Genomic DNA, 12,810 nt, shown 5'->3' with positions numbered 1-12,810 from the left:
GTTACGACTGAACGGCCCAGCGACATCGTTCCAATCGGCCCAATCTTGTGATCGACATCACCCCGGACGGCCGAAAACGACTCGTCCGAACGGGACGCGCCGATGCGGCGCGGTGTGTCCCGGTAGAGCCCCCGAATGGAGTACTGTTCACGCCAGGTTCCGGAAAGGCCTGTGCGCGAAGGGGGAGGCGACCGACCGCAGGGGTCAGGGTGGGGCACCGCCCCGGTATCTACCCGAAATGGTGTAACCAAGGCAATTCGGCCAGTCAGGTAATAAATCCGACACGCCGGACAACTCGGTCAGGTTGTGGTCATGCCGAGGCTGGGCAGGTCACACTCGTAGCGGGAGCAACGACGCAGGTGACGTCGGCAGGCACCACCCGGGAGGTCCCCATGCCCGAACTGCGTGTCGTGGCCGTCAGCAACGACGGCACACGGTTGGTGCTGAAGGCTGCCGACGGCACTGAGTACATGTTGCCCATCGACGAGCGGCTCCGCGCCGCCGTCCGGGGCGACCGCGCCAGACTCGGTCAGATCGAGATCGAGGTCGAGAGCCAGCTGCGTCCGCGTGACATCCAGGCCCGGATAAGGGCCGGTGCCACCGCGGAGGAGGTCGCACAGCTCGCCGGCATCCCCGTGGACCGCGTACGGCGGTTCGAGGGTCCGGTGCTCGCCGAGCGTGCCTTCATGGCCGAGCGTGCCCGCAAGACCCCGATCCGCCGCCAGGGCGAGACCACCGGTCCGCTGCTCGGCGAGATCGTCACCGAGCGACTGCACCTGCGCGGCGCCGACTCCGAGTCGGTGCAGTGGGATTCGTGGCGCCGCGACGACGGCAGCTGGGAGATCCTGCTGCTGTACCGCGCCGACGGCGAGATGCGCTCGGCGAGTTGGAGCTTCGACCCGCCCCGCCGCCTGGTGACCACCAACGACGACGAGGCGCGTTCGCTGATCGGCGAGCACCCGGCGGCGTCCGAGACGCCGTTCCCGTTCCGCCCGCGCCTGGCCACCATCCCGCGCGAGAGCGACGACGACGCGATCACCAGCCTGCTCGACGCCGTACCCGGACTGCGCGGCGAGCCGGCCGCACAGGAGCGGCAGGCCTCCCCCGGGCCGATGCGGATCGACGTCACCGCGCTGGCCGAGCGCCCGCGCGTGGGCAGCATCGAGCGTACGGAGCGGCCCGAGCGCCCGGAGCGGATCGAACGTGTCGAGCGGCCCGAGCGGATCGAACGCGCGGAGCGGGCGGAACGCCCCGAGCGCGCCGAGCCGATCGAGGAGGAGGAGACCCAGGCCCCCGCCGCGGCGGCGGGCGCGGGCAGCGCCTACGAGAACGTGCTGGTGCCGCGCGGTGTGGTCGGCCCGCACCGCGAGCGGCTGGTCGGCAGCACCGACCGGCAGGCCGAGGCCGACGGGGTGCGCCCCGGCCGCCGGGCGACAGTGCCCAGTTGGGACGAGATCGTCTTCGGCAGCAGGCGCAAACGGCGCGAATAACCGAATAACCGAATAATCACAGACGACACCACAAAGGAGCCGAGGTCTTCCTCGGCTCCTTGGTCGTGTCCCGTCTCCGGCGGCGCCGACCGCTCGCGGCTACTCGCCCGTGGCCACCGGGCGTTCCGGGTCGGAGATCCAGTCGCTCCACGAACCGGCGTACAGCGCGGCGGGTACGCCGATCAGGTGCAGCGCCAGCACCTCGTGCGCGGCGGTCGCGCCGGAGCCGCAGTAGGCGGCCACCCGCGCGCCGGGAACCACGCCCTTGGTCGCGAAGTATTCCGCCAGCTCGGCGGGTTCGCGGAACCGGCCGTCGGCGTGGGTGTAGTCGGTCGCGGGCGCGCTGACCGCGCCGGGGATGTGGCCGGCCTTGGCGTCGATCGGCTCGGTCTCGCCGCGGAAACGTTCCCCGGCGCGGGCGTCGAGCAGCACACCGCCGCCCGCCACGAACGCCGCGGTCTGGTCCGCGTCGAGCCGGGTCGTGCCGCCGGGGCGCGGTACGAAGGTGCCCGGCTCGGCGGGTGCCGGCACCACGTCGGTGACCGGCAGGTTCGCTGCCGTCCAGGCGCCGAGGCCGCCGTCGAGCACGCGCACCCGGTCGTGACCGAAGTGGCGCAACAACCACCACGCGCGCGCCGCGGCAATGCTCTGCCCCGCGTCGTAGACGACCACGTCGGTCTCCGGGCCGATCCCGTACCGCCGCATGGCCGCGCCGAACGCGGCCGGTTCGGGCACCGGATGCCGGCCGCCGGCGCCGGTCGGGGTGTGCGGTCCCGACAACTCCTTCGCGAGGTCGACGAAGTGCGCGCCGGGCACGTGTGCGACCCGGTAGGCGTCGATGCCGGGCGGGCCGCCCAGTTGCCAGGAGACGTCGAGCACGATCGGGGGCGACGAACCATCCAGGGCGGCGGCCAGGTCGGCCGCGCTGATCAGGGAACTCATGACGGCATCCTGCCTCGTGTGACGGCTCGGCGACGAGCACATGGGGCACGCGGCCGGCAGCATCGATGTCGTATCGTCCCCGATTGTCACCTTCTGCCGAGGAGGCAGCGATGAGTGTGTGGACCTCGCGATATCCCACCGGCGTGCCGTGTTGGGTGGACCTGGCCGTGCCCGATGTCGCGGCCGGACTGGCGTTCTATCGCGGACTGTTCGGCTGGGACGACGAGATCGAGCCGGCTCCGCCGGGCGGTTACACGACCTGCACCCTCGGCGGGCGGCCTGTCGCCGGCCTGCTCGACCGAGCGCCCGGGCAGCCGGGGCCGATCGCCTGGACCACGCACCTCGCGGCGGACGACATCGACGCGGTGGCTCGCGCGGTCGTCGCCGCCGGCGGCGAGGTGACGGTGCCGCCGATGGACGTGCGCACGCTGGGCCGCACGGCGGTGGCCGCCGACCCGACGGGCGGGGTGTTCGCCGTCTGGCAGGCGCGTGAACACATCGGCGCGGGGGTGGTGAACGAGCCCGGCGCCGTGGTGTGGAACGAGTTGTACACACCGGACAGCGACCGGGCGAAGCGGTTCTACGCGGACGTGTTCGGCGTCACCTTCCAGGACATGTCCGACGCCGACTTCGACTACGCCACCTTCCACGTCGACGGTGTGCCGCGCGGCGGACTCGCCGGGGTGCGCAACGGGCCGCCTCCGCACTGGGCCGTCTACTTCGCGGTGCGCGACGCGGACGAGAGCGTCGCACGGGTCGACGACTTGGGCGGCACCGTGCTGCGCGGACCGGAGGAGTCCCCGTACGGCCGGGTGGCCGCCATACGGGATCCGCAGGGCGCGCTGTTCAACGTGATCGCGGTGGCCTCGAATCCGAATGGTCCGGAATAGTCGACTGCTCCCGATCCGCCGCCGGATCGGGCCGGACCGGGCCGCCACTCCGACCGGAAACCGCTCCCCCCTTGAACCAAACGGGTGACGTAGAGTCGAGCTTGACGGGCTTCCGACCGGAGCGGGGTCCGGGATCGGCGGGACCCGTGCGCCTACGTACACACGGGCCCGCGTCGCCCGCGACCTTCCCCGCCGGGAGACGCACCATCGTTTCGACCATCGAGGGGGTCCATTTCCATGGGCAAGCTGTTCAAGATCGTCCTGCTGCTCGCCGCCGCCGCGGGTGTCGCGCTCGCTGTGCAGAAGAAGCGCAACCAGGCCTGAACCGGCGGTGATTCGGCACAAAGGGGCGACCCCCATCGGGGGCCGCCCCTTTGTTTGCAGAAAAGGCTGCGCTTGCGGAAAAGCTGCGCTTGCCGAGATGCCCGGCCCACCGAAACGCGCCGCGCCCGCCGAATCCGGCGCGCGCAGGCGCTAACTCCGCACTTCGAGCAGCGGGATCAGTTGTTCGGCCGCGGTCATCGAGCCGTGCACGCCGGTGAGTCGGGACTCGCCGGGCTCGCGCCGGGAGGCGACGACCGCGACGTCGCCGAAGGCCGCCGCGACGATGTCGCCGATGCGCTCGCGGACCCGGTCCTCGACCTTGGGTCCGAACCAGCCCGACTCGATCGCCTCGTCGCGGGTGACCACCCACATCCGGTCGCCCAGCATGTCGTCCCAGATCGCGTACACGTCCCGGGTCGCGCCGGGTCGGGTGTAGACGTGCCGGGCACGCGCCTCGCCGCCGAGCAGGGCCACTCCGGCGGACAGGCCGGGGTCGGCGTCCACGTCGACCCGATGCTCGGGGGCTACGTCGACCATGCCGTGGTCGGCCGTGACGTACAACACCGAGTCGGCGGGCATCCCCTCGGCCATCGCCCGGACCACCCCGTCGATCCGACGCAACTCCGCGCGCCACTCGGGCGAGTCGACGCCCATGCCGTGCCCGACGCGGTCCAGCTCACTCGCGTAGGTGTAGATCAGCACCGGGCCCGGCTGCGCCAACTGCCGGTGTACCGCCTCGATCCTGGGGGCGCCGAACTCGGCGCCGAAGTAGCGACCGCCGGCGAGCGCCGCCCTGGTCAGCGGCGTGTGCTCGAACATGGTGTCGTTGACCTGCGCGACGGTGATCCCGGCCGCGGCGGCGCGTTCGAGGACGCTCGGATACGGCTGCCACGCCCGGGGTTCGATGTCGCCGACCCAGCGCAGCTGGTTCATCAGCCGGTTCTCGCCGGGCACCGCCACCGCGTAGCCGACCAGGCCGTGCACACCGGGGGTGAGCCCGGTGCCGAACGACGCGAGGCTGGTCGCGGTGGTCGCCGGGAAGCCCGCGGTGAGCGGTGTACCGCTGCCGGCGAACGAGCCGGCCAGGAGCGAGTGCAGATACGGCGCCTCGACGGGATGCGCCCGCAACAACTCCCACCCCAGGCCGTCGATCAGGAACACACACGCGGCGCGCGCGGGCGCGAGGCCGAGGATGTTCCGCTCCCCCGGCATGCCGAGGGAGGCGGCTATGGAGGGCAGCAGGTCGCACAGCGCCCCGGCCTCGTAGCGGGGCAACGGGACCGGGGGTTGCTCGTCGAGCCAGACGGAGGTGCTCACTGGTTGATGCCGGCCACGGCCTCGGACAGCGCGCGGGCGAAGGTGAGCGTGCGCTCCACCGCCTCGGGGCCGTCGGCGGCCTCGCTCACCCGCAGCGACAGGTCGTCGGCGGTCAACGAGCCGGTGTAGCCGTGGTCGACCTCACAGTTCGGGTCGGCGCATCCGGCCGGTTCCAGGTCGATGCGGCCGACCGCGCCCCAGCCGATGGTGAGCACGGCTTCGCGCGGCGGGGCCCCCGGAACGTATTCGGCGGGGTTGCCCACGACCCGACTGACCACGACCGACTCGAGTCGGTCGATCCGCACGGTCTCGGTGGACGTGGTCGCGTAGGGCGTGGGCGAGGTGTCGTCGGGTGCGTGTTCGTCGGTGTGGCTGACCAGGAATCGGCCTGGCGTGAGCACCAGAACGGTGATGTGGCGGCGGACCTCATTGGAATCGAACGTGGTCTCCTGGTGCACCAGGAAAGCGTCGACCGGCTCGGTGCCGATCGTGGACTCGACCGCGTCGGCAACGAGGCTCGGGTAGTAACCGCTGCGCTCGATGGCCGTGCGCAGCCCCTGGGTCGAGGTGGTGGTCTTAGCCATACCCCCCATCCTGGCACCTCCGAGGGCACCCGTGCGCCATCCGCCTCGTCCGAAGATCGGGTCGGATACCGGCCGTTGCCGAATGGTGACGGTTTGTCGACGTAATGACAGGACCGAACGGGTGAGGTGGATGCGCACCGTTGGGGCGCCCTCTACGGATCGCCACCGTGCGCCTTTCGTGCGCCCTCCCGTTCGACGGCTCGGCGGGGTTGACTGATCTCTCGAGAGACCCGGCCGGGGCAACAGGGACGCGCCGTGCAGACGGTGGCACCGGCGGATCTCTCGCGACACTCGTGCCCCCGGGCGGGGGGACGAGTGACACCGCCTCATCGCCGGGGACACTCGGGGAAACGACCGGCGCGGGGCGGCTCGGTCCGGACAGCGTGAACGGCATGAAATGCGCAGCCATGTGGAGGGTAGGCGCGGAGGGGCATGCCGCAGAGCTGATCCGGCCCGGAGCCGCCGCCGTACGTAGGTGCCACAGCTCGGGGTGGCATGTGAGTACGGCGGCGGTTCCACATGTCCGGGCGACGTCGAGGGGTTCGCGGACTCCGGGCGCTACGGCCGCGACAGCGCCCTCGGGCCCAGGTCGGTGCGCGCCGGTGGGCGGGACAGCCGGATTCGCGCGCCCAGCACGTGTGCGCCCTCGGGCGCCACCACCACCGGGTTCAGCTCGACCGACGTCACCTGCGGCAGGTCGTCGGCGAGCCGGGACAGGCGCAGGAGGACGTCCTCCAGCGCGGGTACGTCCACCGGTCGGGCGCCGCGATATCCGAACAACATCGGCGCCGCCCGTACCTCGCGGACCAGATCCGCCACGTCCTGATCGGTGGCCGGCACCAGGCGGTGGGCCACGTCGCCCAGAAGTTCGCTCGCCGGTCCGGCCAGGCCGAAGGACAACACCGCGCCGAACGACTCGTCGTAGGTGAGCCCGAGCACCGTCGCGATCCCGTGCGGCGCCATCGACTGCACCACGAGCCGGGCCTGGTCCGGGCCGCCGAGGCGGGTGGTCAACTCGCGGAACACCCGGCGCAGTCCGGCCTCGGCGCCGATGTCCAGGCGCACGCCGTCCACGTCGACCCGGTGGCGCAGGTGTTCGGCGATGGTCTTGAGCGCGACCGGATAGCCCAGTTCGGCCGCCGCGCGCACCGCCGCGTCCTCGCTGTCCACCCGCACCGCCGGGCGCAGCCGAATGCCGTAGCAGTCCAGGAGTTCGGCGGCGTCGGCCGGCGACAGGCCGACCGCGTCCGCGCCGCCGAGCCGGGCCCGGACCAGCGCGCGGGCCTGGTCGGTGCGTACCTCGGAGTGTTCGGGCACCCGGCCCGTGGGCCGCCGGCGCCAGGCGGCGTAGCGCACCACCTCGGCCAGCGCGCGCACCGCGTTCTCCGGGGCCGGGTAGGAGGGCACCGAGCCGAACGCGGGCACGCCGTCGGCGTCCAGCCGGCGCAGCTGTGTGGGCAGCCCCTCGTGTGCGAGGTAGGTGGTCAGCAGCGGTTTGCCGATCTCCGCCGCCTGCCCGGCCATCTCCGCGATGGCACTCGCGACCTCGTCGCCGGAGGTGGTCAGCGGCGGGATGAACACGGTGATCACCGCGTCGGTCTCGGCACTGGCCAGCGCGTCGGCGAGCGCCGCGCGGAAGTCGTCGGCGGTGGCGCCGGTGGTCAGGTCGACCGGGCGCAGCGGGCGCAGGCCCGCGCTCGCGCAGGCGTCCTGGGTGAGCAGGCCGAGCGAGTCGGAATTGCCGATGATCGCGATCCGGTCGCCGGCGGGCAGGGGTTGGTAGGCGAGCAGTTGGCCGACGTCGAACAGTTCGGCGACGGTGGGCACGCGGATCACGCCGGCCTGGCGAAAGAGCGCGTCGACGGCCGAGTCGGGCAGGGTCAGCGCGCGGGTGACGTGGCCGAGTGGGACGCCCTGGCTGTGCCGTCCGGACTTGACCGCGACCACGGGTTTGGTGCGCGAGATCCGGCGGGCGAGGCGGGTGAACTTGCGCGGGTTGCCGATCGATTCGAGGTGCAGCAGCACCACGTCGGTGGCCGGGTCGTCCTCCCAGTACTGGAGCAGGTCGTTGCCGGAGACGTCGGCGCGGTTGCCGGCGGACACGAAGGTGGAAAGCCCGATCCCGCGGCCGACGGTGGATTCGAGGATGGCGATCCCGAGCGCGCCGGATTGGGCGAACATGCCCACCCGGCCGCGGCGCGGCATCCGGGGCGACAGGCTCGCGTTGACGCGCAGGTCGGGGTCGGTGTTCAGGATCCCGAGGCAGTTGGGCCCGATCACCCGCATGCCGCGCCGGCGGGCGGCGCGGACCAGCCGGCGCTGGCTCTCGCGCCCCTCGGGTCCGGTCTCGGCGAAGCCGGAGGACACCACGACCAGGCCGTGCACGCCCTTGCGGCCGCATTCGTCGACCACCCGGCGTACCGCGTCGGCCGGGACGGCGACCAGCGCGAGGTCCACGTCGCCGGGGATGTCGGACACCGACGCGTAGGTCGGCACGCCGTCGATCGGCTCGCCGCCCGCCTTCGGGTTGACCGCGTAGACCTCGCCGGTGAACTCGCCCGCGCGCAGGTTGGTCAACAGCGTGTGGCCGACCGTGCCCTCGCGCCGGCCGGCGCCGATCACGGCGACCGATCGGGGGGTGAGCAGGCGGGCGATCGAGCGTGCCTCGGCCCGGTGCTCGCGCCCGAGCATCACGCCGAGCGAGGTCTCGGTGGGGGCGAGTTCGAGGTTGAGCCGGACCACGCCGTCCTCGAACGCGGACTGCTGGGTGTAGCCGGCCTCGGTGAACACGGTGACCATGCGCCGGTTCGAGGGCAGTACGTCGGCCACGAAGCGTCGGATGCCGCGTTCGCGGGCGACCGCGGCGATGTGTTCGAGCAGGACCGATCCGACGCCGCGGCCCTGCTGGTCGTCCTGGACCAGGAAGGCGACCTCGGCGGTGGACGAGCGGCCCTGCGGACCGGTGCGCACCGAGCGGCCGTCGGGGCCGATCCGGTCGTAGCGCACGATCGCCACCATCTCGTCGCCGACGAACAGCCCCAGACCCACCCGGTCGACCCAGTCGTGCGTGGTGAAGCGCCGCACGTCGCGGTCGGACAGGCGGGGGTAGGGGGTGAAGAAGCGCAGGTATTTCGACTCGGCGGACACGCGCGCGTAGAAGTCGACGAGGCGACCGGCGTCGTCCGGGCCGACGGGGCGCAGGTGGGCGGTCGCGCCGTCGCGCAGCACGACGTCGGCCTCCCAGTGCTCGGGGGGCTTCGGCGGCGGACCTGCGGTGTCGGTGGGCTCCACGTTTGCGAGGCTAACCCCTGTGTCGTGCCGCCGGCGGATTCCAGGCGCCCCGACTCGGTTGGTGTCCGGCACGCCTGATAGACCATCAGATACCGTTCCCGGTCTCACTCCAGGAGGCAACCCATGTCCGCTCAGGGCCTGTCCGCCGCTTTCCCCGTCGCCGACATGGCCGCCGCGGTGCGGTTCATGACCGCCGTGCTCGGGGCCGAACCGACCTTCGTCGACGGGGAGCGCTGGGCGCAGTTCGACGTGGCCGGCGGCCGGCTGGCGCTGGCGGGTACCGACCGCGAGGGCGACGCGGCCTCGGTGATGGTCAAGGTCGCCGACCTGGAGGCGGCGCTCGCGCCGCTGCGCGAGGGCGGGTTCACGGTGGGCGAGCCGGTCGAGGGGCCGCACGAGGTGCGCGTCCGGGTGAGCGGCCCGGACGGCTGGGCGGCCGTGCTGTACCAGCCCCGGCGCTGACCCCGCGTCGGGGTGGAACGGTGAATTGCCATGATCATCGGAGTATCCGAGCGTCGGGGTGAGGCCGAGCCGGCACGTCCCGGCGCGTATGCCACCCCGCTGCCGCTCGCGCCCGGTAGCGTCCTTCCGGTGAACGGCTTGCGGATTCTGCCGGAGGTCGCCGACGCGCTGGCCGCGGGCCGGCCGGTGGTCGCGCTGGAGAGCACGATCATCGCGCACGGGCTGCCGCGGCCGGACAATCTGCGGATCGCGCGGGAGATCGAGGGGCGGGTCCGGGCCGCGGGCGCGGTACCGGCGACGATCGCGGTCGTGCACGGGCGCCCGTCGATCGGTCTGGACGCCGAGACGCTCGAATTCGTGGCCGGCTCCCGGGAGGTGCTCAAGGCCGGGATCCGCGATCTGGCGCCGGTCACCGCGCGGGGCGGGCACGCCGCGACCACCGTGGGGGCGACCGCGCATCTGGCGCATCAGGCCGGGATCCGGGTCTTCGCCACCGGCGGCCTGGGCGGGGTGCATCGCCAGGCCCGGGACAGCTGGGACGAGTCGGCCGACCTGATCGCGCTGACCGGGTGCGGGCTGACCGTGGTGTGTTCGGGGGTCAAGTCGATCCTGGACGTGGGCGCGACGCTGGAGCGGTTGGAATCGCTCAACGTCACCGTGCTCGGCTTCGGTACGCACGCCTTCCCCGGGTTCTATCTGGCCGACTCCGGCCATCGCCTGGAGTGGCGGGTGGACACCGCCGACGAGGTGGCCGACGTGGTGCGCGCGCACGAGGCGCTGGGGTTGGGTCGTACCGCCGTGGTGGTGGCCAATCCGGTGCCCCGGGGCGATCAGATGGATCCGGACCTGCACGATCGGGTGCTGGAGCGGGCGCTGGCCGCGCTGGCGGACAGCGGGGTGCGCGGCAAGGCGGTCACCCCGTTCCTGCTGGAGTTCTTCCACCGGGAGACCCGCGGCGCGAGTCTGGCCGCCAACATCGCGCTGATCCTGGGCAACGCCGACCTGGCCGCGCGGATCGCGAGGGCGTTGACCATCACCTGACCGTGCCCGGGGTCGATCGTCACCGGACGGCGTGCCGGGTACGTTCGTCACCCGGCCGGGTCGACCATCCGGGGCCAGGTCGCCCGCAGGCGCGGCACCGCGGGCGCGAACCGCGCCGCCGTGCGCACCGCCTCGCGCATCGACGCGTATTCGGCGACGCCGGTGCCCGCGATGTCGAACGCGGTGCCGTGGTCCACCGAGGTGCGCAGGATCGGCAGCCCGACGGTGACCGAGACGGTGCCGTCGAAGTCGAAGGTCTTGGCCGCGATGTGGCCCTGGTCGTGGAAGTGCGACAACACCCCCGCCCAGCGCCCGCGCAGCCCCTGGTGGAAGACCGAGTCGGCGGGGATGGGGCCGACCACGGCCAGGCCGCGGTCCCGGGCCCGGGCCACGGCGGGCGCCAGCACCTCGATCTCCTCGTCGCCGAACGCGCCGCCCTCACCGCCGTGCGGATTGACCGCCGCCACCGCGAGCACCGGGTCCGGCTCGTCGCCGAACACCCGCAACGCCTGGTGCGCGGCCGTGATCGCCGCGTCCACCCGCTCGGTGGTGAGCAGGTCGAGCGCGGTGCGCAGCGAGGCGTGTCGGGTGGTGAAGAAGATCTTCAGGCCGCCGACCACGAACATGGTGTCGGGATGGGCGGCGCCGGTGAGTTCGCCGAGCAGCTCGGTGTGGCCCAACTGCCCGGCGCCCGCCGCCCAGATCGATTCCTTGTTGATCGGGGCGGTCGCGATCGCGTCGACCGCGCCGGCCTCGGCGGCCCGGACCGCGAGCCGGATCGCGGCGAGCGCGGAGGCGCCGGCGGGTGCGCCGACCCGGCCCCACGGCATCGTGTCGGCGATCTCCGCGTCGGTCACGGTCGCGGTGTCCAGGATGTCGACCACCCCGGGCTCCGGCTCCGGCCGCGTCCCGATCCCGGCCGTGTCGATCGAGCGCACCTTCATCTCCAGGCCGCAGGCCCGGGCACCGCGCCGCAGCGCCGCCGCGTCGCCGACCGCGACACACCGGGCGATGTGCGGCAGGCCCGGGTCGGCCAGGGTGCGGGCGACGATCTCCGGGCCGATCCCGGCCGGATCGCCGAGGGTGAGCGCCACCACGGGCGGCGGGTCGCCGGCGTGGTCCATCGGGTTACCGGCGTGGTCCATCGTCGCTCTCCCCGGTCGTGATCGGCATCGGCGACGGCGTCGCCGTGATGGTGGAACTCATCCGCAGGTGCAGCGCGCACGCCACCGCCGCGTGCGCGTCGCCGACCAGGCCGCCCTTGGCCGCGAACGGCAATCCGTCGTGCGCCCCGCCGACCAGGCGGCCGGCCACCACCAGGGGCTGGACCTCGGTCTCCACCGCCAGCCCGTCGGCGCCGAGCGCCGTGCACACCGCCCCCGCGATGTCCCCGCCGGTGGCGTACACGCCCGCGAACGGCGCGGCGGCCAGCGCGCGTTTGACCGCCTCGCCGAGCAGCACCGGCAGGCGGGCGGCGATCACCGGGTCGACCCGATCGGGTATGCGGGTGCGGATCCCGGCCAGCGCGGCGCCGGTGCGGGCCAGCGCGACCAGGTCGGCGGCGAGCCGAATCGGGTCCGGCGCGTCGCCCACGTCCAGCCAGCGCGCGTCCAGGCAGCGCTGGGTCTGCGCGATCTGCTCCCGGCTGAGCCGGCTCAGGCTGCCGGCCACGCCGAGCACCGGGCGGCCGCTGGGCACCGTGCCCAGCGCGCCGGCCAGGGCCGCGCCGAACGGTCCGGGGTCGACCGGCAACCAGCGCAGATCCCCCTCCAGGGCGTGGGTCGCGGCGGCCAGCGCGAGGGTCTCCACGTCGGCGTCGGTGATCGCGTCGCAGACCAGCATCCGCGCGCCCGGATCGCCCAGGGCACGGGCCAGCGCCGGCCGATCGCCGCGCACCACGTCGAGCGGGATGTGCGCGACGGTGTGCTCGCTCGTGGCGAACGTACCGAGCACGCAGGAGGACCTGACCGGGTGAAACGGGTCGCGGGCCGCCTCGCTGTCCGCGATCGGCACGCCGTGTACGCGGTGCACGCCGCCCTCGGTGGTCCGGCCGGCCTCGGGATGGGCCGGCACCACCAGCGCCCGCACCGGCGGCCCCGGGCGGGCGTCCAGCACGTGCAGCAGAGCGGCGGTCTCCGCGCCCGGGTTGCCGCGCAGCGTGCTGTCCACCCGCTTGGCCACCAGCGGGGTGTCCGGGAACACCGAGGCGCCCGCGACGACCCGGCGCGCGGCCTGGACGCCGGGCAGGTGCCGGGTGGCCAAATCGAGCACGAGCACGTCGGGGGCGCTGACGCACGTGCGCGGCGGCCCGCCGGTGACGAGTGTGCGCATCCCGCGCCGGGCGAAGCGCACCGCGGTGGCGTTGGCGCCGGTGAGGTCGTCGGCCAGGACAAGCACGCGTGGGCCGGATCGCGCCGTACTGTCTGTCAATTACGGTCCCGAATGTCAGATCAAGATCATCTTTGTGCG

The 12,810-nt window shown here is 73.2% G+C and carries 10 protein-coding genes; 4 read left to right on the top strand and 6 right to left on the bottom strand.

The genetic code is table 11. From position 1 onward, the window contains the following. Window positions 1-359 precede the first annotated feature (359 nt). Window positions 360-1,490, top strand: a complete 1,131-nt coding sequence (gene sepH / locus ACMXN5_RS24165) for a septation protein SepH (protein WP_379996076.1) — start codon at window positions 360-362, stop codon at window positions 1,488-1,490. A 99-nt stretch (window positions 1,491-1,589) separates the two neighbouring features. On the opposite strand, the gene ACMXN5_RS24160 is transcribed toward sepH, so the two are convergent. After that, window positions 1,590-2,432, bottom strand: a complete 843-nt coding sequence (locus tag ACMXN5_RS24160) for a sulfurtransferase (protein WP_395788518.1) — start codon at window positions 2,430-2,432, stop codon at window positions 1,590-1,592. Between the two features lie 110 nt (window positions 2,433-2,542). Here ACMXN5_RS24160 and ACMXN5_RS24155 point away from each other — a divergent pair, with 110 nt between their 5' ends. Further along, complete coding sequence (locus ACMXN5_RS24155; protein ID WP_439676953.1) at window positions 2,543-3,322, top strand: VOC family protein; 780 nt, start codon at window positions 2,543-2,545, stop codon at window positions 3,320-3,322. Window positions 3,323-3,796: 474 nt separating this feature from the next. Here the strand turns inward: ACMXN5_RS24155 and ACMXN5_RS24150 are convergent, their stop codons facing one another. From ACMXN5_RS24150 to ACMXN5_RS24140, 3 genes are all read right to left on the bottom strand, one after another. Continuing rightward, complete coding sequence (locus ACMXN5_RS24150; RefSeq protein WP_439676952.1) at window positions 3,797-4,963, bottom strand: alkaline phosphatase family protein; 1,167 nt, start codon at window positions 4,961-4,963, stop codon at window positions 3,797-3,799. Then, window positions 4,960-5,547, bottom strand: coding sequence for a DUF5998 family protein (locus ACMXN5_RS24145; protein ID WP_161365428.1), 588 nt, complete (start codon window positions 5,545-5,547; stop codon window positions 4,960-4,962). The genes ACMXN5_RS24150 and ACMXN5_RS24145 overlap by 4 nt, the downstream gene beginning before the upstream one ends. 558 nt (window positions 5,548-6,105) lie before the next feature. Then, window positions 6,106-8,838: a bifunctional acetate--CoA ligase family protein/GNAT family N-acetyltransferase gene (locus ACMXN5_RS24140; RefSeq protein ID WP_439676950.1), complete on the bottom strand. Its 2,733-nt coding sequence runs from the start codon at window positions 8,836-8,838 to the stop codon at window positions 6,106-6,108. Window positions 8,839-8,961: 123 nt separating this feature from the next. Here ACMXN5_RS24140 and ACMXN5_RS24135 point away from each other — a divergent pair, with 123 nt between their 5' ends. Then, the gene (locus ACMXN5_RS24135; protein WP_126641737.1) at window positions 8,962-9,300 is read left to right on the top strand and encodes a VOC family protein; all 339 of its coding nucleotides are present in this window, start codon (window positions 8,962-8,964) and stop codon (window positions 9,298-9,300) included. A 30-nt stretch (window positions 9,301-9,330) separates the two neighbouring features. Beyond that, window positions 9,331-10,341, top strand: a complete 1,011-nt coding sequence (locus tag ACMXN5_RS24130) for a pseudouridine-5'-phosphate glycosidase (protein ID WP_395788511.1) — start codon at window positions 9,331-9,333, stop codon at window positions 10,339-10,341. 47 nt (window positions 10,342-10,388) lie between these two features. On the opposite strand, the gene pdxA is transcribed toward ACMXN5_RS24130, so the two are convergent. Both pdxA and ACMXN5_RS24120 read right to left on the bottom strand, forming a co-directional pair. Further along, a complete protein-coding gene (gene pdxA / locus ACMXN5_RS24125) occupies window positions 10,389-11,486 on the bottom strand; it encodes a 4-hydroxythreonine-4-phosphate dehydrogenase PdxA (RefSeq protein ID WP_439676949.1) in 1,098 nt (365 codons plus the stop codon). Then, window positions 11,470-12,771 carry a four-carbon acid sugar kinase family protein gene (locus ACMXN5_RS24120; RefSeq protein ID WP_439676948.1) on the bottom strand — a complete coding sequence of 434 codons (1,302 nt, stop codon included), beginning with the start codon at window positions 12,769-12,771 and terminating at the stop codon, window positions 11,470-11,472. The genes pdxA and ACMXN5_RS24120 overlap by 17 nt, the downstream gene beginning before the upstream one ends. Between the last annotated feature and the right edge of the window lie 39 nt (window positions 12,772-12,810).

Origin of the sequence: Embleya australiensis (genome assembly GCF_051903075.1) — a bacterium.
Taxonomy (GTDB): Bacteria; Actinomycetota; Actinomycetes; order Streptomycetales; family Streptomycetaceae; genus Embleya.
The sequence above is the reverse complement of the archived record's forward strand: the minus strand, read 5'-3'. Positions and strand labels throughout refer to the sequence as shown.